26 protein-coding genes and 2 tRNA genes are annotated in these 23,399 nt (G+C 48.2%); 5 read left to right on the top strand and 23 right to left on the bottom strand.

Annotated elements, in window-relative coordinates; all coding sequences use genetic code 11:
- Window positions 1–58 precede the first annotated feature (58 nt).
- The 4 genes from panC to HMPREF2675_RS01965 all read right to left on the bottom strand — a co-directional run bounded on the left by panC (window position 59) and on the right by HMPREF2675_RS01965 (window position 2,121).
- A complete protein-coding gene (gene panC / locus HMPREF2675_RS01980) occupies window positions 59–895 on the bottom strand; it encodes a pantoate--beta-alanine ligase (RefSeq protein ID WP_070813882.1) in 837 nt (278 codons plus the stop codon).
- A 119-nt stretch (window positions 896–1,014) separates the two neighbouring features.
- Window positions 1,015–1,806: a 3-methyl-2-oxobutanoate hydroxymethyltransferase gene (gene panB / locus HMPREF2675_RS01975; protein ID WP_004521070.1), complete on the bottom strand. Its 792-nt coding sequence runs from the start codon at window positions 1,804–1,806 to the stop codon at window positions 1,015–1,017.
- Window positions 1,807–1,933: 127 nt separating this feature from the next.
- A tRNA-Thr gene (locus HMPREF2675_RS01970) sits at window positions 1,934–2,009 on the bottom strand.
- 36 nt (window positions 2,010–2,045) lie between these two features.
- Window positions 2,046–2,121, bottom strand: a tRNA-Thr gene (locus HMPREF2675_RS01965).
- Window positions 2,122–2,337: 216 nt separating this feature from the next.
- On the opposite strand from HMPREF2675_RS01965, the gene HMPREF2675_RS01960 reads away from it, so the two are divergent.
- Together HMPREF2675_RS01960 and HMPREF2675_RS01955 are read left to right on the top strand one after the other, a co-directional pair.
- On the top strand, window positions 2,338–3,132 hold the full coding sequence (locus HMPREF2675_RS01960) for a polyamine aminopropyltransferase (protein ID WP_070813881.1): 795 nt from the start codon (window positions 2,338–2,340) through the stop codon (window positions 3,130–3,132).
- Between the two features lie 41 nt (window positions 3,133–3,173).
- Window positions 3,174–3,812, top strand: coding sequence for an alpha/beta hydrolase (locus HMPREF2675_RS01955; RefSeq protein WP_036490483.1), 639 nt, complete (start codon window positions 3,174–3,176; stop codon window positions 3,810–3,812).
- 72 nt (window positions 3,813–3,884) lie between these two features.
- On the opposite strand, the gene HMPREF2675_RS01950 is transcribed toward HMPREF2675_RS01955, so the two are convergent.
- The 3 genes from HMPREF2675_RS01950 to folB form a co-directional block, all read right to left on the bottom strand.
- Window positions 3,885–4,421, bottom strand: a complete 537-nt coding sequence (locus HMPREF2675_RS01950; protein ID WP_036490481.1) for an NUDIX hydrolase — start codon at window positions 4,419–4,421, stop codon at window positions 3,885–3,887.
- 87 nt (window positions 4,422–4,508) lie between these two features.
- Complete coding sequence (locus HMPREF2675_RS01945; protein ID WP_070813880.1) at window positions 4,509–5,156, bottom strand: nuclease-related domain-containing protein; 648 nt, start codon at window positions 5,154–5,156, stop codon at window positions 4,509–4,511.
- Window positions 5,157–5,202: 46 nt separating this feature from the next.
- Complete coding sequence (folB, locus tag HMPREF2675_RS01940) at window positions 5,203–5,553, bottom strand: dihydroneopterin aldolase (protein ID WP_070813879.1); 351 nt, start codon at window positions 5,551–5,553, stop codon at window positions 5,203–5,205.
- Between the two features lie 57 nt (window positions 5,554–5,610).
- On the opposite strand from folB, the gene plsY reads away from it, so the two are divergent.
- Entirely contained in the window at window positions 5,611–6,222 is a 612-nt protein-coding gene (gene plsY / locus HMPREF2675_RS01935; RefSeq protein ID WP_070813878.1) for a glycerol-3-phosphate 1-O-acyltransferase PlsY, read from the top strand.
- Window positions 6,223–6,308: 86 nt separating this feature from the next.
- Here the strand turns inward: plsY and greB are convergent, their stop codons facing one another.
- From greB to HMPREF2675_RS01875, 12 genes are all read right to left on the bottom strand, one after another.
- Window positions 6,309–6,800 carry a transcription elongation factor GreB gene (gene greB / locus HMPREF2675_RS01930; RefSeq protein ID WP_070813877.1) on the bottom strand — a complete coding sequence of 164 codons (492 nt, stop codon included), beginning with the start codon at window positions 6,798–6,800 and terminating at the stop codon, window positions 6,309–6,311.
- A gap of 74 nt (window positions 6,801–6,874) precedes the next feature.
- Complete coding sequence (purF, locus tag HMPREF2675_RS01925; protein WP_070813876.1) at window positions 6,875–8,419, bottom strand: amidophosphoribosyltransferase; 1,545 nt, start codon at window positions 8,417–8,419, stop codon at window positions 6,875–6,877.
- A 153-nt stretch (window positions 8,420–8,572) separates the two neighbouring features.
- Complete coding sequence (locus tag HMPREF2675_RS01920) at window positions 8,573–9,076, bottom strand: CvpA family protein (protein WP_070813875.1); 504 nt, start codon at window positions 9,074–9,076, stop codon at window positions 8,573–8,575.
- Window positions 9,069–10,214, bottom strand: coding sequence for a cell division protein FtsN (ftsN, locus tag HMPREF2675_RS01915; protein WP_070813874.1), 1,146 nt, complete (start codon window positions 10,212–10,214; stop codon window positions 9,069–9,071). The genes HMPREF2675_RS01920 and ftsN overlap by 8 nt, the downstream gene beginning before the upstream one ends.
- 13 nt (window positions 10,215–10,227) lie before the next feature.
- The gene (gene folC / locus HMPREF2675_RS01910) at window positions 10,228–11,511 is read right to left on the bottom strand and encodes a bifunctional tetrahydrofolate synthase/dihydrofolate synthase (RefSeq protein ID WP_070813873.1); all 1,284 of its coding nucleotides are present in this window, start codon (window positions 11,509–11,511) and stop codon (window positions 10,228–10,230) included.
- 39 nt (window positions 11,512–11,550) lie between these two features.
- Window positions 11,551–12,003, bottom strand: a complete 453-nt coding sequence (locus HMPREF2675_RS01905; RefSeq protein ID WP_070813872.1) for a protein YgfX — start codon at window positions 12,001–12,003, stop codon at window positions 11,551–11,553.
- Between the two features lie 4 nt (window positions 12,004–12,007).
- Complete coding sequence (locus tag HMPREF2675_RS01900; protein ID WP_036490466.1) at window positions 12,008–12,367, bottom strand: hypothetical protein; 360 nt, start codon at window positions 12,365–12,367, stop codon at window positions 12,008–12,010.
- A gap of 63 nt (window positions 12,368–12,430) precedes the next feature.
- Complete coding sequence (locus tag HMPREF2675_RS01895) at window positions 12,431–13,159, bottom strand: amino acid ABC transporter ATP-binding protein (protein ID WP_003747231.1); 729 nt, start codon at window positions 13,157–13,159, stop codon at window positions 12,431–12,433.
- The gene (locus HMPREF2675_RS01890) at window positions 13,159–13,482 is read right to left on the bottom strand and encodes a hypothetical protein (RefSeq protein ID WP_070813871.1); all 324 of its coding nucleotides are present in this window, start codon (window positions 13,480–13,482) and stop codon (window positions 13,159–13,161) included. Before HMPREF2675_RS01890 ends, HMPREF2675_RS01895 begins: the two co-directional genes overlap by 1 nt.
- Before the next feature lie 7 nt (window positions 13,483–13,489).
- Window positions 13,490–14,269 carry a 16S rRNA (adenine(1518)-N(6)/adenine(1519)-N(6))-dimethyltransferase RsmA gene (rsmA, locus tag HMPREF2675_RS01885; protein ID WP_070813870.1) on the bottom strand — a complete coding sequence of 260 codons (780 nt, stop codon included), beginning with the start codon at window positions 14,267–14,269 and terminating at the stop codon, window positions 13,490–13,492.
- An 88-nt stretch (window positions 14,270–14,357) separates the two neighbouring features.
- Window positions 14,358–14,957, bottom strand: a complete 600-nt coding sequence (locus HMPREF2675_RS01880; protein ID WP_070813869.1) for a Maf family protein — start codon at window positions 14,955–14,957, stop codon at window positions 14,358–14,360.
- 14 nt (window positions 14,958–14,971) lie between these two features.
- Window positions 14,972–15,511 carry a gamma carbonic anhydrase family protein gene (locus HMPREF2675_RS01875; RefSeq protein WP_070813868.1) on the bottom strand — a complete coding sequence of 180 codons (540 nt, stop codon included), beginning with the start codon at window positions 15,509–15,511 and terminating at the stop codon, window positions 14,972–14,974.
- Between the two features lie 236 nt (window positions 15,512–15,747).
- Here HMPREF2675_RS01875 and HMPREF2675_RS01870 point away from each other — a divergent pair, with 236 nt between their 5' ends.
- On the top strand, window positions 15,748–16,626 hold the full coding sequence (locus HMPREF2675_RS01870; protein ID WP_141759937.1) for a DMT family transporter: 879 nt from the start codon (window positions 15,748–15,750) through the stop codon (window positions 16,624–16,626).
- Between the two features lie 54 nt (window positions 16,627–16,680).
- Here HMPREF2675_RS01870 and lepB read toward each other — a convergent pair whose 3' ends face one another.
- From lepB to HMPREF2675_RS01855, 3 genes are all read right to left on the bottom strand, one after another.
- A complete protein-coding gene (gene lepB / locus HMPREF2675_RS01865) occupies window positions 16,681–17,700 on the bottom strand; it encodes a signal peptidase I (RefSeq protein ID WP_070813866.1) in 1,020 nt (339 codons plus the stop codon).
- Window positions 17,700–19,493: a translation elongation factor 4 gene (lepA, locus tag HMPREF2675_RS01860; RefSeq protein ID WP_070813865.1), complete on the bottom strand. Its 1,794-nt coding sequence runs from the start codon at window positions 19,491–19,493 to the stop codon at window positions 17,700–17,702. Before lepA ends, lepB begins: the two co-directional genes overlap by 1 nt.
- A 132-nt stretch (window positions 19,494–19,625) precedes the next feature.
- Window positions 19,626–20,327 (bottom strand): 5'-methylthioadenosine/adenosylhomocysteine nucleosidase, encoded by a 702-nt coding sequence (locus tag HMPREF2675_RS01855; protein WP_049328596.1) that lies wholly within the window; start codon window positions 20,325–20,327, stop codon window positions 19,626–19,628.
- Window positions 20,328–20,530: 203 nt separating this feature from the next.
- Between HMPREF2675_RS01855 and HMPREF2675_RS01850 the strand changes: the two genes are divergently transcribed.
- Window positions 20,531–21,661: a PilT/PilU family type 4a pilus ATPase gene (locus HMPREF2675_RS01850; RefSeq protein WP_070813864.1), complete on the top strand. Its 1,131-nt coding sequence runs from the start codon at window positions 20,531–20,533 to the stop codon at window positions 21,659–21,661.
- Between the two features lie 79 nt (window positions 21,662–21,740).
- On the opposite strand, the gene HMPREF2675_RS01845 is transcribed toward HMPREF2675_RS01850, so the two are convergent.
- Complete coding sequence (locus HMPREF2675_RS01845; RefSeq protein ID WP_070813863.1) at window positions 21,741–23,147, bottom strand: dihydrolipoyl dehydrogenase; 1,407 nt, start codon at window positions 23,145–23,147, stop codon at window positions 21,741–21,743.
- Window positions 23,148–23,399 lie beyond the last annotated feature (252 nt).

The following is a 23,399-nucleotide window of genomic DNA, read 5'->3' as shown; positions in this document are numbered from 1 at the left end:
TGTAACAAAAGGCCGTCTGAAAAACAGGTTTCAGACGGCCTTTACCAGCGGCTTGGTTTTAAGCCAAAGTCACTTCCACATTATCAATCAGGCGCGTGGTACCCAAACGGGCGGCGGCAAGCACCACCAATTCTTTATCGCCGACATGAGCCACTGCCAAGCTGTGTGCATGGCGGATTTCAACGTAATCAACCACCCAGCCGGCATCGGTCAAACGGCGGATACATTCAGCCTCGAGCTGGGCGTAATCTAGATTGCCGTTTTTCAAGGCGGCGGCAATGTTTTGCAACTCTTGATAGAGGCGGGGCGCTTCTGCGCGCTCTGCTTCGCTCAAATATTGGTTGCGGCTGGAAAGTGCCAGGCCGTCTGAAGCGCGGCCGGTGTCAACTGGGACGATTTCGATATTGAAATTCAAGTCTTCGACAAAGCCTTTGATAATCGCCAGCTGCTGATAGTCTTTTTTGCCGAAACAGGCGGTATCGGGTTGAACGATGTTGAACAACTTGGTCACAACGGTCGCAACGCCGCGGAAATGGCCCGGACGGAATTTGCCGCACAATTCGTTTTGCAGGTGCGGAGGCTCGACATTGAAACGCTGTTCCACATTCGGATACAGCTCTTTTTCATCAGGCGCAAACACGACGGCAACGCCCTCGCCTGCCAATTTGTCGGCATCTTGCTGCAAAGTGCGCGGATATTTGTCGAAATCTTCGCCTTGTCCGAATTGCAGGCGGTTGACAAAAATACTGACCACAACGTTATCGGCACGTTTTTTCGCTTCGCGCACCAGCGCAAGATGGCCTTCGTGCAGATTGCCCATGGTCGGCACAAATGCCACTTTTCCGGCAGTTTTGCGCCACTCGCGCAATTCTTTAATCGTATGAATGATTTGCATGGTTTGAAAAATCCTTTATCTTTTCCGCCGTTTCATCAACGGAAATCACGCGCCGATTATACGCTTTTATTCATTAAAAAGGCCGTCTGAAATAAGTTTCAGACGGCCTGGAGTGTATTTTATCCGGCAAACGTATGTTCGACAGATGGGAACGTTTTTGCTTTGACTTCGTCCACATAGGCTTTGACCGCAGCTTGAACGCTGTCTTTACCCTGCATAAAGTTCTTCACGAATTTGGCGGTTTTACCGGGGAAAATGCCGAGCATATCGTGCATCACCAAAACCTGACCGTCGCAATCCACGCCTGCGCCAATACCGATGGTCGGGCAAGAAACGGTCTCGGTCACTTTTTTCGCCAATTCCGCAGGAACGCACTCCATCAATACGATTGCCGCACCTGCCGCATCATGCGCTTTAGCGTCGTTGAGCAACGCTTCCGCCTTGTCGCCTCGGCCTTGAACTTTATAGCCGCCGAATGCAAACACGGATTGCGGGGTCAGGCCGATGTGGGCGCAAACAGGGATACCGCGCATTTGCAGAAATTCAGTGGTCTCCGCCATCCAGACGCCGCCTTCGAGTTTGACCATATGCGCGCCGGCCGCCATCAATTCGGCCGCCGCCGCAAATGCCTGCTCTTTGCTCTGCTGATACGCACCAAACGGCAAGTCGCTGACAATCATGGCATTTTGAGTGCCGCGAGCCACGCATTCAGTGTGGTAGCACATATCCTGCAAGCTCACCGGCAAAGTGGACTGACGACCTTGCACCGCCATGCCCAAAGAATCGCCGACCAGCAATACATCTACGCCGGCATTGTCCATCAGTGCGGCAAAGCTGGATTCATAAGCGGTCAGCATGGCGATTTTCTCGCCCTCTGCTTTCATTTTTTGCAAAGTGTTTACGGTAATCATGGTGTTGTGTGTTCTGCCCGGTGGGCAGCCCTTTGTTATAAATGGAAACGCGGTATTATAAGGTCTGCTTTTAAAATATCAAAGCATAAGCAAAAAGCCCGACTGCTTTCACAATCGGGCTTTTAATTGGTGCCGGCACCAAGAGTCGAACTCGGGACCCCCTGATTACAAGTCAGGTGCTCTACCAACTGAGCTATACCGGCTTACTGAAATGCCTTACAGCACCATCAGTCTTTAACTGGTGCCGGCACCAAGAGTCGAACTCGGGACCCCCTGATTACAAGTCAGGTGCTCTACCAACTGAGCTATACCGGCAAGGAAGTCGGCATTATGCCGACAAGTTCCCATCTTGGCAAGCATTTTCAAACAAAGTTACTCACGAAATTATAAAAACCAATGATTTTAAAGAAAATTAAATACATGCCTTATCTTTCCATCCAACACACTCAAAGGCCGTCTGAAAACCGCTCCAGCGCAAAACATCATGGTTTCTGTTAAAATAACGCCTTCTACATCTTTCCGTCTTTGCCCATGCCGCCCCGCCATCCTTACCGCCGCCTGCGCCCTGCCAAATCCCATCTGCCCGAAGTCGGCATTTCCGAAGAAGGCAATATCCGTTCCCTGCACTTGGGCAGCGACACCATTCAAAGCTCCATGAATGTCGATCATCCGTCCGAGCTGGTGTTGTCGTACAGCCGCGCCATGATGGGTTGGCTGCTGTTTGCAGAAACCCCGCCCAAACACATCACCCAAATCGGCTTGGGCGGTGGCTCGTTTGCCCGTTGGATAGACAGCTATCTGCCCGATACCAAGCAAACCGCCATTGACATCAATCCGCAAGTCATCGCCGTGGCGCGCAGCCTGTTTGAATTGCCGCACGAAGGCGAAAATTTTGAAATTATCGAGGCAGATGGCGCGGAATATATTAAAGTGTTCCGCCACAATACCGATGTAATTTTGGTAGATGGTTTTGACGGCGAACAGATTATCGATGCTTTGGTGGAAGAACCCTTCTTCCAAGACTGCCGCAACGCCCTCTCCCCCGACGGCGTATTTGTCACCAACTGGTGGAGCGGCGACCAGCGTTATCAACGCTTTATCGAACGCCTGCTCAACGTCTTTGACGGCCGCGTACTCGAGCTGCCGGCCGAGAGCCACGGCAACGTAGCGGTTATGGCGTTCCAAAGCAGCCCCAAAGAACAAAATCTCGACAACCTGAAAAAACGTGCCGAAAAATTAAGCGAAAAATACGGCTTGGACTTCAAACGGATGCTTGCTGATTTGAAAGCCAACAATCAAAACAACGGCAAGAATTTTTATCTGTAAACCGTTTCAGGCCGTCTGAAAAAACAAACAAGGACACACCCATGCTCAAACCCGACATCATTCAAATCCCCGGCCCGGCCGGTTTGCTGGAAACCATCTACCTGCCAAGCACACAAGAGTCCGCCCGCGGCGTCGCCGTCATCAACCACCCCAATCCCCTGCAAGGCGGCACCAACACCAACAAAGTCATCCAAACCGCCGCCAAAGCCTTATCGCAACTCGGTTTTCACTGCTATCTACCGAACCTGCGCGGCGTAGGCAATAGCGAAGGCGAACACGACTACGGCCGCGGCGAAACACAAGACTGCATTGCCGTTATCGACTACGCCCGCGCGCAACATCCAGACGCACCGCAATTCGCCCTGGCCGGCTTCTCATTCGGCGGCTACGTTTCTACCTTTGCCGCCCAAGAACGCACGCCTGATTTGCTGTTGCTGATGGGCGCAGCCGTCCATCACTACAAAGACCGCCCGGAACCATCCGACGTTCCTGATGTCGCCAAAACATTGATGATTCATGGCGCGGAAGACGAGGTCGTCGAAATCAACAAAGCCCTGACATGGGCAGAACCCCAAGGCCTACCGGTTGTGACCATTGCCGGTTCGTCCCACTTCTTCCACGGCAAACTCATCGTTTTACGCGATACGATCACACGGTTCGCACCGGCTTTATTAGGTTAAAATCCGGCTACAAAATAAAACAAGGCCGTCTGAAAGCTTTTTCAGACGGCCTTTTGTTTGTCTCTTAACATATCAATTTTGAGTCAACCAATACTGCAAACCAATCAAAGTCTTACCATCTTTGATTTCATCGTTTGCCAATGCAGCGCGCACCTCTTCCTTGCTCATCAAGACGGTTTCAGTAATTTCATCTTCATCATTGCTCAACTCGCTGCCCAAACGCACGCCTTGCGCTTGGTAGAGATACATTTTCTCATCACAAAAACCGACTGCCGTGTAAAAGCTGTACAACAATTTAACACTGTCGGCAACGTATGGCGTTTCTTCCGCCAACTCACGCAAAGCGCATTCGGCAGGATCTTCGCCTGCAATATCCAATTTACCCGCCGGCAATTCCAACGTCGCCTGATCAGCGGCATAACGCCACTGGCGAACCAAAACAACTTTGCCGTCTTCCGTTTCCGCCAACACACACGCAGCACCCGGATGGCGGATCACAACCCGTTGGCTTTCATTGCCGTTGGGCAGGCGCACCCGATCGCGGCTGATGGTAACAAAAGAACCTTCATAGATTGGCTCGCTGCTTAATTTAGTTTCTTTCAAATCCATTTTTTTACCTCATTTCCAAATTATTGAATATTAAAGGCCGTCTGAAATTTTACAGAAAATAAACTCAGAGGATGCCTTTTCTAATAGTTACCGCTGATGTCGTTGTTGCAAACGCTCCGTATGTGTTCGCAGCTTCTCACTATTTGCTTGGTAGTCACTTGAAGACAATACAGCAACTATTGCCTCTACCTCATGAGGAAGCAATACAGCCGTCTGAAAATTCCTAATATAAGCCGCCGCCTTCCTAATACGGCAAACATTGGGTGGCATTTTCGATTTCAATTCACAATCACCTAAGAAAACTACCATTGAATGAAACTTCTCCTCAGGAAATTGCAATAGTTCTGACAATGCTTTGATATGAGCATAATTCTGACGCAACGGGTTTTGGAAATAATGTTTCTGTTTATAGATGATTTGAGTCCATTTAGATTGCTTTTCACTACCAAAAATCCAACCTGTATAATTTTTAGTTTCTATCACAAATATTCCAAAAATTGAGACATAAATATGATCAATTTGTGTCGTACCATCTCGAGACGGAATAATTAAATCGTGAAACTCAAAATAAGTTTTCTCATCTAAATTTTTTCCAATTACAGAACGAACTGCTATTTCCCCCATGCTTCCCTTTATTTTAGGATTTCTCAACAGTGCTTTTAATAAAAGCAAAGGAATAATGATCAGAAAAATCCAAAATATACCTGACATACTTCCCAATATTTGTTCAATCATGACGTTTTCTTTTTTATTTAAACCTAAAAATTTATATATTTATGGTTTATTCCCGAGTACGTTCAATTTCAATACCGACCTGTGCCACATCGGGCAAGATACCCGGTTTCACAATACGGACGCGCACTTTGACCGCACCAAAATCATTTAAAATCAATTGGGCGATATGTTCCGCCAACGTTTCCAGCAGTAAAAAATCCTGTTCGGCAAGGTTGCGGCGTACGACTTCACATACTTCGCCATAATGGATGGTGTCGCCGATATCGTCGCTCGTGCCCGTACGCTCGGGAACACTGATTTCCAAATCCAAAATCAAAGTCTGTTTACGCTCGCGTTCCCAATCATATACGCCGATTAAAGTATCGGCCTTCATGCCGTACAAAAAGATTTTATCCATTTGCCTGTCCGTTTTTTTGATAGAATAACCATTCCCATTTTAAGTAAAGCACCCAAAATGTTCAATGTACTCGCCATTATTGCCGCCTATCTTATCGGCTCCCTGTCTTTTGCCGTCATCGTATCAAAATATTACGGCATGGACGATCCGCGCACTTACGGCTCCGGCAACCCCGGCGCCACCAACGTCTTGCGCAGCGGTAAGAAAAAAGCAGCCGCACTGACTCTGCTCGGCGATGCAGTAAAAGGCTTGGTTGCCGTCATCTTGGCGCGCTGTCTGCAAGATGCTTTAAATTTGTCTGATGCAACAATAGCCCTGGTCGCCATCGCCGCACTGGTCGGCCATATGTGGCCAATATTTTTCAATTTTAAAGGCGGCAAAGGCGTAGCCACCGCATTGGGCGTCTTGCTCGCCCTCTCCCCCGCAACCGCCCTGCTCTGCGCCTTGATTTGGCTGGTCATGGCATTCGGTTTCAAAGTATCCTCCCTCGCCGCACTGGTCGCCACCGTCTGCGCCCCTATCTTCGCCTTCTTCATGATGCCGCACGCCTCTTGGGCATGGGCAGCCGTATTCATTGCCGCATTGGTGTTATACCGCCATAAAAGCAATATTCAAAACCTGATTCAAGGCAAAGAAAGCAAAATCGGGGATAAAGCCGGAAAATCTTAAAAGCGTAGTTACCATGCATAAAAGGCCGTCTGAAGTCTATTTTTCAGACGGCCTTTTGTAGTTTCATTCGCATTATTCACGCGTAATCAGTCAATCTTAATATACTCCACCGACAAAATCTCTATAACCTCCTGCCCTTCCGGCATATTCAAGACAACTTCATCGCCTTCGCGCGCTTTAATCAGGCTGCGTGCCAAAGGGGAAATCCATGAGATTTTGTTTTTAGCGGTATCGATTTCATCTACGCCGACGATTTTGACGGTTTGTTCTCGACCGTCTCCGCGCAGTAAGCCAACAGTTGCGCCGAAGAAAATCTGGTCCGTGGCTTCGCGCGCTTCTGGATCGACGACGACGGCGGCTTCCAAGCGTTTGGTTAGGAAGCGGATACGGCGGTCAATTTCGCGCATACGGCGTTTGCCGTAAAGATAGTCGCCATTTTCGCTGCGGTCACCATTGCTTGCTGCCCAATTAACGATTTGGACGATTTCCGGGCGTTCTTTGTTGACCAGATGATAAAGTTCGTCTTTCAGTGCCTGCCAGCCGGTAGGCGTGATGTAATTTTTGGTTTCGGTACTCATGATGTGTCTAAAACATAATTAAAGGCCGTCTGAACGTTGATTTTCAGACGGCCTTTATTGTAAGTCAATTTACTTTATTCTTCATCATCGCTATCGCTGATACTGATGCTGTGTTCCATTTTGCTTGGATGTACTTTCAAGCCGCCGCAACCTGATTTTTCGGCGGAGAGGCGGTTTAGGTATGCTTCGTCGATATCGCCGGTTTGATAAACACCGTTGAAGCATGAAGAATCAAAGGATTCGATTTTTGGATTGAGTGCTTTGACTACTGCTTCCAAGTCTTCTAAATTTTGGAAGACGATACCGTCCGCGCCAATTTCGACTGCGATTTCTGCCGCGCTGCGGCCGTTTGCAATCAATTCTTCACGGGTCGGCATATCGATGCCGTACACATTCGGATAGCGTACTTCAGGAGCGGCAGAAGCGATATAGACTTTGCGTGCGCCTGCCGCGCGTACCATTTCGACGATTTCACGGCTGGTCGTACCGCGTACGATGGAATCATCCACCAATAAAACGCTCTTGCCGTTAAACTCGGTTTCCATCGGGCTGAGTTTTTGGCGTACTGATTTTTTGCGTGTTGCCTGGCCAGGCATAATAAAGGTGCGGCCGATATAACGGTTTTTAATCAGACCTTCGCGGTAAGGTTTTTCGAGATGGACGGCAAGCTCCATCGCGCTGGGCCGGCTGGTATCGGGAATAGGCATAACAACATCGATATCGTCGACAGGCAGCTCGCGTTTGATTTTTTTTGCCAAAGATACACCCATATCCATACGGGACTGATAAACGGAAACGCCATCGATGACGGAATCCGGGCGGGCAAAATAAACATATTCGAAAAGACAAGGGCTTAATTTGGCTTTATCGCTGCATTGACGGGAAATAATCGTACCGTCAAAACCAATAAATACGGCTTCGCCCGGATGGATATCGCGTTCCAAATCATAGGCAAGCGCATTGAAGGCAACGGATTCGGAGGCAACGGCATAAGATTTTTTACCGGATTCGTCAATTTGCGAACCCAAAACCAACGGACGGATACCGAAAGGATCCCGGAAAGCCAGCATGCCGTATCCTGCAATCATGGCTACTACGCCGTATGCGCCGCGCACCAAACGGTGCACTTCGGAAACAGCGTTGAAAATATTGTCGATGGTGAGTTGGTAAGGAACTGTATTTTTAGAGACTTCGCGGCGCAATTCATGCGCGAATACATTGAGTAATACTTCGGAATCGGAGCTGGTATTAACATGGCGCAGGTGTTTGTTGCACACATTCTCATACAGCTCTTCGGTATTGGTCAGATTACCATTATGTGCCAAAACAATGCCAAACGGAGAGCTGACATAGAAAGGCTGGGCCTCTGCACTGCTGCCTGCATTGCCGGCGGTCGGATAGCGGACATGTGCGATGCCGGCATTACCTACCAAGTCGCGCATGTTTCGGGTACGGAACACTTCACGCACCATGCCTTTGCCTTTGTGCATATGAAACGTGCTGCCCTCTGCAGTCACAATGCCTGCCGCATCCTGACCACGATGCTGCAGCATCTGCAGACCGTCATACAGCAGCTGATTGACCGGCTCATGACTGACCAAACCTAATACACCACACATATCGACACTCTCCGAGTTTTAGGGTTAAATGGGTAAGGCGTCATTATAAAATAATTTAGAGGAGTTTGCCCAAATTGTTGACAATATAATGCTACCTTCAGACAAATAAAAAACGGTTTCAAACGACCTTCAGGCCGTCTGAAACCGTTAACATCAATCATCCGCTTCCTCATGCGTATCTTCTTTTTCCGGCAGATACGGCATTGCGGCATCGGCAAGTGATTCAAAATACGGAATTGTGTGCGAACTTTGCCACTCTTCCGTTTTCGACAAATCAGTGTGTGAAAAAACCATCACTGCCAGTGTCACCAAAATCACACCTTTCACTGCACCGAATACGCCGCCAAGCAAACGGTTGATGCTTCCCAGACCAACGGCAGACACCAAACTGCTTAACAGCGACCGTGCCAGTTTTTGCAACAGCCACGCCAGAAAAAACACAGCGGCAAAACCCATGGCAACCGCCAAAGCATGCGGCTCAACCGATTTAAAGACCACATCGGCAAACGGCACGGCAAGCGTTCTGGCAGCAATAAACGACACGACCCACGCCACCATCGCCCCTGCTTCGGCAATAATCCCCCGCGTCAGCGAGATAATGATGCAGATGACGATGACGGCGGCAACCAACAAATCGGCGACAGGCAAATTACTCACTGGTTACCTGACCGGCAATGCCATGTACACGCAATTTGTTCAAATCACGCTCGGCATCGCGTGCATTTTTATAACTGGCTGATTTCACGCGATACACCTTACCTTTATCGGTCATGACTTCAGTAATGGTCGAATCGATACCTGCCGCTTTCATTTTACGTTGCAGGCTTTGTGCGCGTTCTTTTTCAGCATAACCAGCCTGAATAGCGGCTTTTTTTGCAGGTTTGGCTTCTGCTGTTTCTTTTTCGGCTTTAGGCTTGGCTTTTTCAGACGGCTTCTCAGCAGTTTTTACCTTATCGGCTTTTTCAGCTTTGGCAGTTTCCGGTTTAGCCTTTTCATTTTTTGGTTTTTCAACTTTGGCTTCTGCTTTCTTAGCAGGTTCGGCCTTGTCTTTTACGCTGTCTTTGCTGTTTTTGGCAGATTTACGCTCGGCAATGGCTTTCTCTGCTTTTTCCAATTGTGCCAATTTATTGCGTTCGGCAGCGGCTTCACGCTCTGCTTTCTCAGCACGCGCTTGAAGTGCGCGTTTTTTAGCTGCCAATGCGTTTTCTTTTTCATCCGCTTCCTGTTGGGCTTGTGCCTTGCGTGCCGCAGCACGTTGTTCTGCCTGACGTTGGCGGCGTTCTTCGGCTCGGCGTTCGGCAGCTTCGCGTTTGGCGGCCTCAGCGCGTTGAATACGTTCGGACTCTTCCAAACCTTTAATATTGCCGTCATCCAAAGTATCGTTAATCAAAACCAACGGCTCGCCGACATCTTCGGGAGCGGATTCACGGCTCGGCTTCAGCACTTCGACCGGCGCATTATCTTCTTCATCGCCGGCATTTTGAGGTTTATTTTGCGCTTCGGCATCCGCATGGCGGGCTGCCTCTTCAGCCATCGCGACATCCTCTTTATTCGGCTCTAGGACAACAGCCTTGCTGGGCTCATCCGCCGTTTTGACTTGGCTCTGACCGACAGGCGCTTCTTTAAACGGTGAATTTTTATCGTCGCCGGAAGTCAGTGCCAGACCGAACAGCATACCCGATGCCACTACCAAGCCGGAGGCCAAGACCAAGCGACGGCGGTTGCGACGTTTGAGTTGTTCGTAACCGTCTAAATCGTATCCGTTTGGAGTTTCTTTTTGTTTATTGTCGGACATGATAATTTCCTCGTTAGTGTTCTTTCAAAACAGCCATTACATCGGCAACAGTATGGAATGAGCCGAAAACAACGATTCTATCATTTTCGGTTGCTTTAGCCAAAGCAGCGCGGTAGGCAGCAGCGACAGTTTCAAAAACATTTACATTGTCGATACCGTGTTCAGCCAATTTGGCCTGCAAAGCCTCTACCGTCATGCCGCGCGGCACATCTAAAGGCGCGATATTCCACTCGTCAAACTGGTCTCTAACGATTTCCAGCACGCCGTCAATATCTTTGTCGGACAACATACTGAATACGGCGGTACGTTTTTGTGCAAAGGCAAGGTTAATCAGGCTGCGGCGCAAAGCACGGGCTGCGTGCGGATTGTGGCCGACATCCAAAACCACCAGCGGACGGCCGGGCAAAACTTGGAAACGCCCAGGATTCTCAACCAACAGCAAACCGCGTTTAATCGCGCCGATATCAACCGGCAATTGTTCGTTCAAACATTCCAACACCGTCAATGCACACGCGGCATTGGACAACTGATAGGCACCGCGCAAAGCAGGAAACGGCAAAGAATTGCGGTTACGGCTTTGGCCGTCTGAAGATTGCGGATGAAAGCGGTAGTTCCACTGTACGCTTTCCATTGATGCAAAATCAAAATCTCGCTGAACCATCAACAGCTTTGCGCCAATTTCTTCTGCGTGTTTGACCAATGATTCAGGCGCAGGATTCTGACCGCATACAGCAGGCTTACCGCTACGGAACACTCCGGCTTTTTCAAAACCGACCTGCTCGACAGTATCGCCCAAAAATGCCTGATGATCCAAATCCACGCTGGTAACGACCGAACAGTCGCCGTCAAATACATTCACAGCATCCAATCGTCCGCCCAAACCGACTTCCAAAATCATTACGTCCACATTTTCATGCATGAAAATATCAACGGCAGCCAAAGCATTAAACTCAAAATACGTCAGAGAAATTTCGCCGCGCGCCGCTTCGATACGCTCAAATGAGGAAACAATCAATTCATCTGAAACCGGCTGAGTGTTGATGGCGATTCGTTCGTTGTAACGCAGAAGATGAGGACTGGTCAGCGTACCGACTTTAAAACCGGCCTCTTTATAAATATGCGACAAATAGGCACATACGGAACCTTTACCATTAGTACCCGCCACCACCACGACAGGACATTGCGGCACCAAATTCATGCGTTTTTTCACTTCTCCCACGCGTTCCAAACCCATATCGATAAGGCCGGAACTATGGGCAGTTTCCAAATGAGAAAGCCAGTCTTGTAATGTTTTCATTAGTATTTATCACTTCAAAAGGCCGTCTGAAACAGCCGTTTAATCCATATCTGCCGCAAGTTCTGCTTTGTCTTCTTTTCCCCGGCACCAGCGTGCCCACACTTTCAGACGGCGGTAGGCATCGCGGTCGGTCATGTCGGGCAAGATGCAGTGTTTAACCATTTTTCCGTCAACACTCCATTGCAGAAACAAAGCATAAACTGTCAACATACTGCCATCTTGCAAAACCGCGCTTCTTCCTTCTTTCTCGTCATTCAAGTAAACCGTTGCACGGTATTGACGGTCGATGATAATTTTTCTGACCGCATTTTGAGTCTGAAAATTAACGTTGCGCCAAGCATAGGTAAAACTGCCAGCCAATGCCGCCAAACCCAGCCACATCATCCAGCCGTAAAACTCGGCAAGGCATAAGGCAACTGCCGAAAGGTGTAAGAAGACAATCAGAATTTTCAAAGAACGCGAGGGCTTTAAGGCCGTCTGAAAACTTCGCACGGCTTTACATCATATTGTCGAAAACAGGCGTAATGTTCAATTCCGCCTCTTCCATATCCAAAACCATATCGTGGATTTCGGTATCGAAAAATTCCCAAAAAGCCTTCAGGCTCATGTCTTGCGGCCATTTGCTTTTATCGATGTCCCAGCCTGCCAATTCGGCTTCAAAAATCTGCTGGTAGCGTTCGTCAAAATAAGAAATGACAGATTCTGGCTCGTCAAATTGCGGCACAAGGAATACGGAACAGTTGGTGCGCAGTTGCTCGACGGTCAAATCGGGCATATTCTCATCGGAGGATTTCAACCATTCTAAAAAACGGGCGGTCGGCTTCAGCACGACAGCAGTACGGTCAACAAAATACATAATGTTCAACTTTCAAAATCATTCAAACCGATCATGCCGTCTGAAATTTCAGACGGCCTGAGTTTAATGTGTCATCACCTGTTGCAGGAATTGTTTGGCACGCTCGTGTTTCGGATTGGTAAAAAACTCTTCCGGCGTTTCATCTTCCAGAATCTGGCCTTTATCGACAAAAATCACACGGTCGGCGACTTCGCGCGCAAAACCCATTTCATGGGTTACACACATCATGGTCATACCGCTTTCCGCCAAGTCTTTCATCACTTTTAATACTTCGCCGACCATTTCAGGGTCAAGCGCAGAAGTCGGCTCGTCAAACAACATCACGCGCGGCTCCATCGCCAAACCGCGTGCAATCGCCACACGCTGCTGCTGACCGCCGGAAAGCTGGCCGGGCAGCGCGTCTTTTTTATGCGCCAAGCCGACGCGTTCCAAAAGCTCCATTGCTTTCTTTTCCGCCTCTTCACGGCTTTGGTTTTTTACTTTCATCGGAGAAAGAATAATGTTCTCCAAGACAGTCAAATGCGGATACAGATTGAACCCTTGGAACACAAAGCCCACTTCTTCGCGCACTTTGTTCAAATCGGTTTTCGGATCGGCAACATTGATGCCGTCCACCCAAATCTCGCCGCTTTCAATGCGCTCGAGTTGGTTTACCGTACGAATCAGCGTAGATTTGCCACTGCCCGAAGGACCGCATACAACGACTACTTCGCCTTGTTTGACTTCCAGATTCACGCCGTTGATAACGTGCAAATCTTTAAAATGTTTGTGTACATTTTTGAATTTAATCATTATTTCTTTCCAAACTGCCAAAATTTTCGGAGCTTGAGTTGCGTTTGCCGCTGCCAAAGCAAAGGAATAGCAATTTCCAGCCAAAAGCGACAACTGACTATGTCGCCGGAGATTCCGCCTTTATTGTACCGATTGACTTTAAATTGCTCTTCCCTATCGAGACGATGCCCGGTCAATACCCAAACTGCGCCGATAATTGCTGCTTCAAAACGATGCCGCTCAGGCGGCATATCCTTACCGGAAAAATACTGCGCCAACTCGCACCACAAATATGAATCACCCTGAACCTCCCATTGAATAGGAGGTTGCTTAAAAATTGCCATCACTGCTTCAGACGGCCTTTTGAACCAGATAATTGCTCAATTCCACATATTTCTCAGCAGCAATGTGTTCTGCCCTGTCCTGCGGATTAATGCCGACTGCCTGCAAATCATCATCGCCGGCAAGTTCCTTCAAATTATTGCGTATGGTTTTGCGGCGTTGATGGAAAGCCAGTTTCACCAGTTTGGCAAAATGTTCAAAATCTTCTGCTTTGCCGATACGGTGTTTCACCGGAATCATGCGCACGACGGCCGAATCCACTTTCGGCGCAGGATCAAAGGACTCGGGCGGTACTTCAATCAACATTTCCATATCGAAGAAATATTGCAGCATTACGCCCAGACGGCCATAGTCGTTGGTTTTCGGCTGCGCCACCATGCGTTCGACCACTTCTTTTTGCAGCATAAAGTGCATATCGATCACATCGTCTGCCACTTTGCTCAATCGGAACAAAAGCGGTGTGGAAATATTGTACGGCAGGTTGCCGACAATTTTTTTCTTGCCTTCAATACTGTTGAAATCAAACTGCAATACATCGCCTTCGTGTATCACCAATTTATCTGCAAACGGCAAGGTTTTCAGACGGCGTACGATGTCTCGGTCGATTTCGCAAACATGCAGGCGATTGAGTTTTTTCGCCAAAGGCTCGGTAATAGCTGCCAAGCCCGGGCCGATTTCAATCACAATATCATCGGGCTGCGGTCTGACCGCGTTGACAATATCGCTAATAATCCGCGTATCCCGCAAAAAATTCTGCCCGAAGCGTTTCCGGGCCTTATGTTCTTTCATATCTTTCTTCAAACAAGCTATTTAAGGCAGTATTGTAACTGAAACAGGCGTTTTTGTCGGCACGCTTTCAGACGGCATTTGCCTAATTTTAAGCAAACGGCGGCGCTGCCAAACCCAAAGATTTCAGTAGTTGCGCGGTCTCATAAACCGGCAAACCCATCACGCCGGTAAAACTGCCCTGCAAATGCTCGACAAATACGCCGCCCAAGCCCTGAATCCCATACGCACCGGCTTTATCCATCGGCTCGCCGCTGGCAACATAGGCTACAATCTCCTCAGTCGTCAACGTTTTAAAGCGCACTTCGCTCGTCTGCACCACATCATGGCGCACGCCTTGCCAGTAAACGCATACAGCCGTCAGCACTTGATGCGTCCGTCCGGACAAACGTTCCAGCATATCGACCGCATCCGCTTCGGATTCCGGTTTACCCAAAATAACTGCACCATCCGCCACCGTCGTATCCGCCGTCAATACAGCAAACTCAGGCTCTTGATCATGAGTAGCAAACCATTGCGCCACTGCCGCCTGATTTTTCTCGCAGGCCATACGGCGCACATACTCTACTGCTGCTTCGCCTTCTTTAGGGGTTTCATCAATATCCACAGGAAGGCGGCGTACCGTGAAACCCAAATTCTCCAAAATCTCACGACGGCGCGGACTGCCCGAAGCCAGATAAATTGCGTTCATTGTATTGGTTTTCCTTATTTTGAAATTTTATGCTGGCCGGACAGGCGGACATAATGCGCGGACGAATACGTCAAAAATTCCTTTTCCTCATCCGTCAGCGGACGCACTTGTTTCACAGGCGAGCCAACGTATAAAAAACCGCTTTCCAAACGTTTGCGCGGAGGCACCAAACTGCCCGCGCCTATCATCACATCATCTTCGACAACCGTATCATCCAAAATAATCGAGCCCATGCCCACCAACACACGATTCCCAATTCGGCAGCCATGCAGCATGACCTTATGCCCAATCGTCACATCATCGCCGATAATCAAAGGTGAACCGTCAGGCTTCGCCGCATTCTTATGCGACACATGCAAAACGCTGCCGTCCTGCACATTGCTGCGCTTGCCGATAGAAATGCTGTTCACATCGCCACGCAATACGGCATAAGGCCAAACGGATACATCTTCCGCCAGCGACACTTCGCCAATCACAACCGAAGTCTCATCTATAAAACAAGACTCATCAACCGACGGCACATAATCCAGAAACGCACGAATAGGGTTTGCCATTTCCAATATCCTTTTCTCAAAACCAAAACTGATCAGGCCGTCTGAAAACACGGCGTAAAACGATTTTATACTACAACCATACTAAATCAAGCCAAAAAATCATCAAAAGGCCGTCTGAAACAGCTTTCAGACGGCCTTTCATCATAAACCTTTATCTTGGCTTACCACTATTTATCATTAGCGCCTCATCCATCTTTTATGGAATAATCGTCTTCATTTGATTGATGGAGAAGCCGATGGAGACACGTTCGGGAAATTATGCAGCATCCCTATTGGTCGTCGGCTGCGTCGTCTTCGGCTTGGGCAGTTTGATCGTCAAATTTGTCGATGTCGGCTCTTACGCCATCGCATTCTGGCGTTTGCTGATTGCCGCCCCCATATTCTTCCTGCTCGGGCGTTTTTTCAGACAAAAAATGCCCACGAAAAGAAAAACGGTTGGCTACGCAATCTTATCCGGCGTTTTCCTCGCATTCGACCTCGCCCTTTGGCACGAAAGCATTCACGCCGTAGGCCCCGGCATTTCCACCTTGCTCAACAGCCTGCAGATTTTCTTTTTAGCCGCCATCGGCTTCTTCTTTTATTCGGAACGCCTAAGTACCTTACAAATTTTAAGTTTGATATTGGCCACCATAGGCGTAGCCTTGATCGGCAGCCCGGAGTTCGGTCATAACGACAATGCCGCATGGGGATTTGTCAGCGGCGTAGTATCCGGTGCCATGCTGACCCTGTCTATGGTTTTCGTACGCAAAACCCATGAGCAGGAAAAAGTCGGTTTGTTTCCGCTCATGATGATTTTAAGCTTCGGCGGTGCAATGGCGCTGGTCATCCCATCTCTACTATTCGATGCCGCCCATCTCTACCCCAAAACTTTAAACGATGTGATTCTTGTCTCCATCTACGGCATCGTCATGCAATGCTTCGCTTGGGCATTAATTGCTTACACCATCCCGCTTTTATCCTTGTCACTGACCGGCCTACTACTGCTCTCCGAACCAGTCGCCGCCATGTTGATTGATTATTTCTGGTTGGATAAACCGATTAATATCGTCCAATGGAGTGGCGCCACTTTGACTTTATTGGCAATTTATTTGGGTTCGTTAAAAGACAAAAAATAGATACAAAAAAGGCCGTCTGAAAAATTTCAGACGGCCTTTTAATCTGTTTATTGCTTATTGGATGCTGGTACCGATACGGCTGAGTTCGCCAAAGTTCATCCAAACAAAGAAGGCTTTACCAACGATCAGTTTGTCATCAACAAATCCCCAATAACGGGAGTCGGCGCTGTTGTCGCGGTTGTCGCCCATCGCGAAATAACGGCCTTCGGGAACTTTACAGATAAAGCCATTGCCGTCTTCTGCGTATTCGCAATTTTCCAAACCGCTTGTTTCAAGCGAGTAATTGCTTTCAGGCATTACTTCGGAGGTGTATTTGTTCAATACGGCAATAGATACGGAAGGCTGACCGGCCTCTTTGATAACGTCAAAATTTTTGCCGTTTAAGGCCGTCTGAAAACGCTCAAGTGTATGAATCATAGACGGATCGGTATCATCTGCGTATTGATAATTGCCGTTTGGTTTTTCGGGAATAATTTCACCGTTAACAGTCAAAACCTTATCACGGTACTCCACAACGTCGCCCGGGATACCGACGATACGTTTGATGTAATTCATCTCAGGCTGGAGCGGATAATTGAACACCACGACATCGCCTCGGGCAATATTGCCGACAGGGATAATGACCTTATTCAAAATCGGCAGGCGGATACCGTAAGAGAATTTGTTCACCAAAATAAAATCGCCTTTGACCAAGCCCGGACGCATGGAGCTGGACGGAATTTGGAACGGCTCGGCAATAAAGCTGCGTAAGACAAAGATAACCAAGATGATGGGAAAAAAACCGCCCATGTAGTCGGTAAAATGCGCATTGTCTTCGCCGGCCTCACTTTTTTTCAGACGGCCTTTATGAATTGCCCAAACAATACCGGTGAACACGACAAACACCAGCAATACGGCGGTAAAGCTCATAAATTCGGACAAAATACCGAATACGCCGACCATGCACAGGAGATAACTCCATTGCAGGCCGGAGCTCCATTCGCCGTTTTCCTGACGCTCTTTACTGCTTTTGAAGTTAAGGACCAAGCCGGCCAGCAGTACAACGATTGCGCCTAAAGTCAGATTTATACTCATTATTTATCACTCACTTGCAGAATCGCCAAGAATGCGCTTTGCGGGATTTCCACATTGCCCACTTGTTTCATGCGGCGCTTACCTGCTTTTTGTTTTTCAAGAAGTTTTTTCTTACGCGTAATATCGCCGCCGTAACATTTCGCCAAAACGTTTTTACGCAGGGCTTTGACGTTTTCACGGGCGATAATCTGACTGCCGATGGCGGCCTGTACGGCAATATCAAACATCTGGCGCGGAATCAGTTCACGCATTTTTGCTGCCAGCTCACGACCGCGGTGAACGGCGCTTTGACGGTGGACAATCAGGCTCAAGGCATCGACTTTTTCGCCGTTGACCATGATGTCGAGCTTAATCAAATCAGACGGTTGGAACTCTTTGAAATGGTAATCCAACGAAGCATAGCCGCGCGAAGTCGATTTAAGCTTATCGAAGAAATCCATTACAACTTCGTTCATCGGCAAATCATAAGTCAGCATGACTTGACGGCCCATGTATTGCATATTGACCTGAACACCGCGCTTTTGGTTACACAAAGTCATGACGTTGCCGACATATTCCTGCGGCACAAGAATGGTCGCGGTAATAATCGGCTCGAGAATGGTTTCGATGCTGCCGATGTCGGGCAGTTTGGACGGGTTTTCGACTTCGATTTTCTCGCCGCTTTTCAACACGACTTCGTAAACCACCGTTGGCGCGGTGGTAATCAAATCCATGTCGAACTCGCGCTCCAAACGTTCCTGCACGATTTCCAAATGCAACAGGCCCAAGAAGCCGCAACGGAAACCGAAGCCTAATGCCTGGGAAACTTCAGGTTCAAATTTCAACGAAGCATCGTTCAGTTGCAATTTTTCCAAAGCATCGCGCAAGGCTTCATAGTCGTGGCTTTCCACGGGATAGAGGCCCGCAAATACTTGGCTTTGTACTTCTTGGAAACCGGGCAGCGGCTCAGAGGCAGGGTTGGCAACCAAAGTAACCGTATCGCCGACTTTTGCCTGTCCCAATTCTTTTACGCCGGTAATCAAAAAGCCTACTTCGCCGGCTTTCAGTTCTTGTTTTTGAACTGATTTTGGTGTGAAAACGCCCAGCTGCTCAACCTGCGTTTCCGCTTTGGTGCTCATAAAGCGCACTTTGTCTTTCAGCTTGATGGTGCCGTTTTTCACACGAATCAGCATGACCACGCCGACGTAATTGTCAAACCACGAATCGACAATAACCGCTTGCAACGGCGCATTTTCATCTCCGGTCGGCGCGGGGATTTTGGCAACGATTTCTTCCAAAACATCTTCCACACCAATGCCGCTTTTGGCAGAACATTGCACCGCACCGACGGCATCAATGCCGATAATGTCTTCGATTTCCTGCTCAACACGATCGGGTTCTGCGGCAGGCAAGTCGATTTTGTTCAAAACAGGCACAACTTCCACGCCTAAATCAATCGCGGTATAGCAGTTCGCCACGGTTTGCGCTTCTACACCTTGGGACGCATCGACCACCAAAAGCGCGCCTTCGCAAGCTGAAAGCGAACGGGATACTTCGTAAGAGAAGTCAACGTGTCCCGGAGTATCAATCAGATTGAGTTGATACACCTGCCCATCGCGTGCTTTATAGTTGAGCGCGGCGGTTTGCGCTTTAATGGTAATACCGCGCTCTTTTTCGATGTCCATGGAGTCGAGCACCTGCGTACTCATTTCGCGTAAATCCAAACCGCCGCAGTATTGGATAAAACGGTCGGCAAGCGTCGATTTACCGTGGTCGATGTGGGCAATAATGGAGAAATTCCGTATGTTTTTCATATTGTTATTAAGATAAATGCAATTAAAGTCGGAAAGGCCGTCTGAAAAAACAGGGATTCGGTTTTCAGACGGCCTTAGAATAAGGTTGAATCGTTCCGTATTCTAACGGAAATTCAACGTTTCTGCATGATTTTATAGCGATTTGACAATCTCGGTAACCATCTTCGCCGAGCTGACGGCAGCCGTTTTCAAAAACTCTTCAAAGCTGATGTCCGCTTTCTCATCTGCCGAATCGGATACGGCGCGAATAATCACAAACGGCACTTCCAACTGGTAACAAGTCTGCGCAATCGCCGCAGCTTCCATTTCCACTGCTTTTACTTCTGGGAAATGGCTGCGGATTTCCGCAACACCTTCGCTGCTGTGCACAAAACGGTCGCCACTGACAATCAGGCCTTGCGTGACAGCCGCTCCGTCAAACACTTGCGCCGCCTTTTCTGCTTGGCGAATCAAGTTTGAATCCGATGCAAACACGGCAGGAAGTTGCGGTACTTGTCCCCAAACATAACCAAAAGCCGTTACGTCAACATCATGATGCGCCACAGTTTCGCCGATGACCACATCACCGACCTTCAGGCCCTTGCCCAAACCGCCTGCACTGCCGGTATTGATGACGCAATCCGGTGCAAACTGATGAATGACCCAAGAAGTCGAAACCGCCGCATTGACTTTACCGATACCGCTCAAAACCAATACCATACGTTTTCCGGCCAATTCACCTTCATACGCCGAGAATTTACCGAAGGACACATGCTTGACATTGGTCATGCTTTCACGCAAAAGCTCGATTTCCTGTTCCATTGCGCCGACCACGGCAATTGTTTGTACTGACATCTCGTTACCTTTCCATTCACTAATCGGGCAACATTATAACAGCAGAATTTAAAATCACAGGGATACTGAAAAATCTGCTATATTCCCAGAACGACACCCAATTTAAAACAGATTGATGCTCTAGCTAGCAATCAGCAAATGATGATTGCCTCTGTTATAATTACTATAGATAAAATAACTCTATTTTAAATACCTGAATTCTTATGTTTGACGAAAATACTCCGGGCGCAAAAGAAGAATTGTTCGCTTGGCTACGCCATATGAACAAATACAAAGGCTCCGACCTTTTCATTACCACCAATTTCCCGCCAGCCATGAAAGTGGACGGCAAAATCACGCGACTGAGCGATGAGCCGCTGAGTGCTGAAAAATGTATGGAAATCGCTTTTTCGATTATGTCTTCCAAACAAATCGAAGAATTTTCTTCCACCAACGAATGCAACTTCGCCATCAGCCTGCCCGATACCAGCCGCTTCCGTGTCAATGCCATGGTTCAACGCGGTGCGACTGCTTTGGTGTTCCGCTCCATTACCAGCAATATCCCGAAATTTGAAACGCTCAATCTGCCCCCTATTCTGAAAGACATTGCCCTCAGAAAACGCGGTTTGGTTATTTTTGTTGGCGGTACAGGTTCGGGCAAGTCCACCTCCCTCGCCTCCCTTATCGACTATCGAAACGAAAACAGCTTCGACCATATTATTACCATCGAAGACCCGATTGAATTTATCCACCAACATAAAAACTGCATTATCACCCAACGCGAAATCGGCGTAGATACCGAAAATTGGCCGATTGCGCTGAAAAATACCCTGCGCCAAGCGCCGGATGTTATCCTGATTGGCGAAATCCGCGACCGCGAGACCATGGACTACGCCATTTCCTTCGCGGAAACCGGCCATTTGTGTATGGCAACACTGCACGCCAACAGTACCAACCAAGCGCTCGACCGCATCATCAACTTCTTCCCCGAAGAGCGCCGTAACCAATTGCTAACCGATTTATCGCTCAACCTGCAAGCCTTTATTTCACAACGCCTGATTCCCCGTGAAAGCGGACGGGGACGCGTAGCGGCTGTCGAGGTTTTGCTCAATTCGCCCATTATTGCCGACTTGATTCGAAAAGGCGAAGTCCACAACATCAAAGAAATGATGAAAAAATCAACCGGCATGGGCATGATTACTTTTGACCAGGCTTTGTATGATTTGTATGAAAACGGCGATATCAGCTATCAAGACGCTATTAAAAATGCCGACTCCGCACACGATTTGCGCCTAGATATTCAATTACGAAGCCGTCGCGCACAAAATGCCGGCCCGGATTTAGAATTGATTTAAAAGTAAAAGCTTCAAAGTATAAAAAAGGCCGTCTGAAACCTCATTGCGGGTTTCAAACGGCCTTTATTCCATCAAATAATCAAGCCTGTTTCAGTTTTGCATCGGCATCACGCAATGCAGTACGCAGACCTTCCTCGATAACCGGATGATAGAACGGCATATCCAACATTTGTGGAATCGTCATTTTCATTTGATGCGCCCAAGCCATCAAGTGTGCCAAATGTTCGGCAGCAGGGCCGACAACTTCCGCACCAATGAAACGGCCGGTTGCTTTTTCGGCATACAAACGCATATGGCCTTTGTTTACCAACATAACGCGACTGCGGCCTTGGTTTTTAAACGATACTTCGCCGACAACAAATTCTTCAGGTTGATATTTCGCCGCAACTTGCGCGTATTTCAAGCCGACAGAGGCAATTTGCGGATTGGTGAACACCACGCCGATTACACTACGGCGCAAACCACCCTCAATATTCGGGAAAATAGCGGCATTGTGACCGGCAATTTTGCCTTGGTCGGAAGCTTCGTGCAACAAAGGCAATTGATTGGACGCATCGCCTGCGATAAAGATGTGCGGAATGCTGGTTTGCATGGTCAGCGGATCGGCAACAGGCACACCACGCGCATCTTTTTCGATATTCAGGTTTTCCAAACCGATATTGTCTACGTTCGGACGGCGACCGGCGGCAGCCAAAGCATATTCGGCATGGAATACACCTTTTTCGCCATCTTGTTCCCAATGAACTTCAACATTGCCTTCTGCATCCAATTTAACTTCGGTTTTGGCATCCAAATGCAAAGTCAATTCTTCGCCAAAAACGGTTTTGGCTTCTTCAGCGACAACAGGGTCTGAAATACCGCCAATCGCGCCTGCTACGCCAAAAATTTCAACTTTTACGCCCAAACGGTGCAAAGCCTGACCCAACTCTAAGCCGATTACGCCAGGACCAAACACGGCCACACTCTTAGGCAGGGTATCCCAAGAGAAAACATCATCGTTCACAATCAAGCGATCGCCCAAAGCTTCCCACTGAGGGAAAATCACAGGGCGCGAACCGGTAGCAATCACAAAACTTTTTGCAGTGATTTGAGTGTGGTCATCGATTTGGACGGTGTGTTCGTCAACAAATTTTGCCGTACCCATAATACGCTTGTCGGCAGGCCACTCTTCTACATCGCTGACTACAAAACCGACAAAACGGTCGCGTTCGGATTTGACGCGTTGCATGACTTCTTCGCCGTTTACCGTTACGCTGTCTTTATCCAAATGCACGCCAAACGGATCGGTATGCAAAGCATGATGGCGCGCCTCCGCAGCCGCAATCAGCAATTTGGACGGCATACAGCCGACACGCGCACAAGTTGTTCCGAATACATTGTTTTCAATCAGGTAAACATTGTCTGTTTGAAGTCGGGCATTGCGAAATGCGCCCATACCGGCTGTACCGCCACCCAGTACTACCACATCTGCTTGAATCTTTTTCATATTTTATCCTTACTGTCTATATCCAAACCGATATTGCCATCAGGTTATCCGTTTTCAGACGGCCTAAACTTCATAAACTATCAAAATTTAAAAATCAATAGTTAATACCTAAATATCGATTTAAAACAATAATCTCAAATTCTACTTGTAAATATAGAGTTATTCAGAACGCCGATTTGCAAACGTCGTCTGAATAACTCTATATTTGGGTCTTTCAGACGGCCTTTTCAAGCCGTCTCAAGCATACAGGCA

Source organism: Neisseria sp. HMSC061H08 (assembly GCF_001836795.1).
Classification (GTDB): Bacteria; Pseudomonadota; Gammaproteobacteria; order Burkholderiales; family Neisseriaceae; genus Neisseria; species Neisseria subflava_A.
This window is presented reverse-complemented; position numbering and strand designations above follow the sequence as displayed.

Excerpts from the sequence above, each read along its gene's own strand:
- panC (WP_070813882.1), bottom strand. The coding sequence starts at position 895 with ATGCAAATCATTCATACGATTAAAGAATTGCGCGAGTGGCGCAAAACT.
- panB (WP_004521070.1), bottom strand. The coding sequence starts at position 1,806 with ATGATTACCGTAAACACTTTGCAAAAAATGAAAGCAGAGGGCGAGAAA.
- HMPREF2675_RS01960 (WP_070813881.1), top strand. The coding sequence starts at position 2,338 with ATGCCGCCCCGCCATCCTTACCGCCGCCTGCGCCCTGCCAAATCCCAT.
- HMPREF2675_RS01955 (WP_036490483.1), top strand. The coding sequence starts at position 3,174 with ATGCTCAAACCCGACATCATTCAAATCCCCGGCCCGGCCGGTTTGCTG.
- HMPREF2675_RS01950 (WP_036490481.1), bottom strand. The coding sequence starts at position 4,421 with ATGGATTTGAAAGAAACTAAATTAAGCAGCGAGCCAATCTATGAAGGT.
- HMPREF2675_RS01945 (WP_070813880.1), bottom strand. The coding sequence starts at position 5,156 with ATGATTGAACAAATATTGGGAAGTATGTCAGGTATATTTTGGATTTTT.
- folB (WP_070813879.1), bottom strand. The coding sequence starts at position 5,553 with ATGGATAAAATCTTTTTGTACGGCATGAAGGCCGATACTTTAATCGGC.
- plsY (WP_070813878.1), top strand. The coding sequence starts at position 5,611 with ATGTTCAATGTACTCGCCATTATTGCCGCCTATCTTATCGGCTCCCTG.
- greB (WP_070813877.1), bottom strand. The coding sequence starts at position 6,800 with ATGAGTACCGAAACCAAAAATTACATCACGCCTACCGGCTGGCAGGCA.
- purF (WP_070813876.1), bottom strand. The coding sequence starts at position 8,419 with ATGTGTGGTGTATTAGGTTTGGTCAGTCATGAGCCGGTCAATCAGCTG.
- ftsN (WP_070813874.1), bottom strand. The coding sequence starts at position 10,214 with ATGTCCGACAATAAACAAAAAGAAACTCCAAACGGATACGATTTAGAC.
- folC (WP_070813873.1), bottom strand. The coding sequence starts at position 11,511 with ATGAAAACATTACAAGACTGGCTTTCTCATTTGGAAACTGCCCATAGT.
- HMPREF2675_RS01900 (WP_036490466.1), bottom strand. The coding sequence starts at position 12,367 with ATGTATTTTGTTGACCGTACTGCTGTCGTGCTGAAGCCGACCGCCCGT.
- HMPREF2675_RS01895 (WP_003747231.1), bottom strand. The coding sequence starts at position 13,159 with ATGATTAAATTCAAAAATGTACACAAACATTTTAAAGATTTGCACGTT.
- HMPREF2675_RS01890 (WP_070813871.1), bottom strand. The coding sequence starts at position 13,482 with ATGGCAATTTTTAAGCAACCTCCTATTCAATGGGAGGTTCAGGGTGAT.
- rsmA (WP_070813870.1), bottom strand. The coding sequence starts at position 14,269 with ATGAAAGAACATAAGGCCCGGAAACGCTTCGGGCAGAATTTTTTGCGG.
- HMPREF2675_RS01880 (WP_070813869.1), bottom strand. The coding sequence starts at position 14,957 with ATGAACGCAATTTATCTGGCTTCGGGCAGTCCGCGCCGTCGTGAGATT.
- HMPREF2675_RS01875 (WP_070813868.1), bottom strand. The coding sequence starts at position 15,511 with ATGGCAAACCCTATTCGTGCGTTTCTGGATTATGTGCCGTCGGTTGAT.
- HMPREF2675_RS01870 (WP_141759937.1), top strand. The coding sequence starts at position 15,748 with ATGGAGACACGTTCGGGAAATTATGCAGCATCCCTATTGGTCGTCGGC.
- lepB (WP_070813866.1), bottom strand. The coding sequence starts at position 17,700 with ATGAGTATAAATCTGACTTTAGGCGCAATCGTTGTACTGCTGGCCGGC.
- lepA (WP_070813865.1), bottom strand. The coding sequence starts at position 19,493 with ATGAAAAACATACGGAATTTCTCCATTATTGCCCACATCGACCACGGT.
- HMPREF2675_RS01855 (WP_049328596.1), bottom strand. The coding sequence starts at position 20,327 with ATGTCAGTACAAACAATTGCCGTGGTCGGCGCAATGGAACAGGAAATC.
- HMPREF2675_RS01850 (WP_070813864.1), top strand. The coding sequence starts at position 20,531 with ATGTTTGACGAAAATACTCCGGGCGCAAAAGAAGAATTGTTCGCTTGG.
- HMPREF2675_RS01845 (WP_070813863.1), bottom strand. The coding sequence starts at position 23,147 with ATGAAAAAGATTCAAGCAGATGTGGTAGTACTGGGTGGCGGTACAGCC.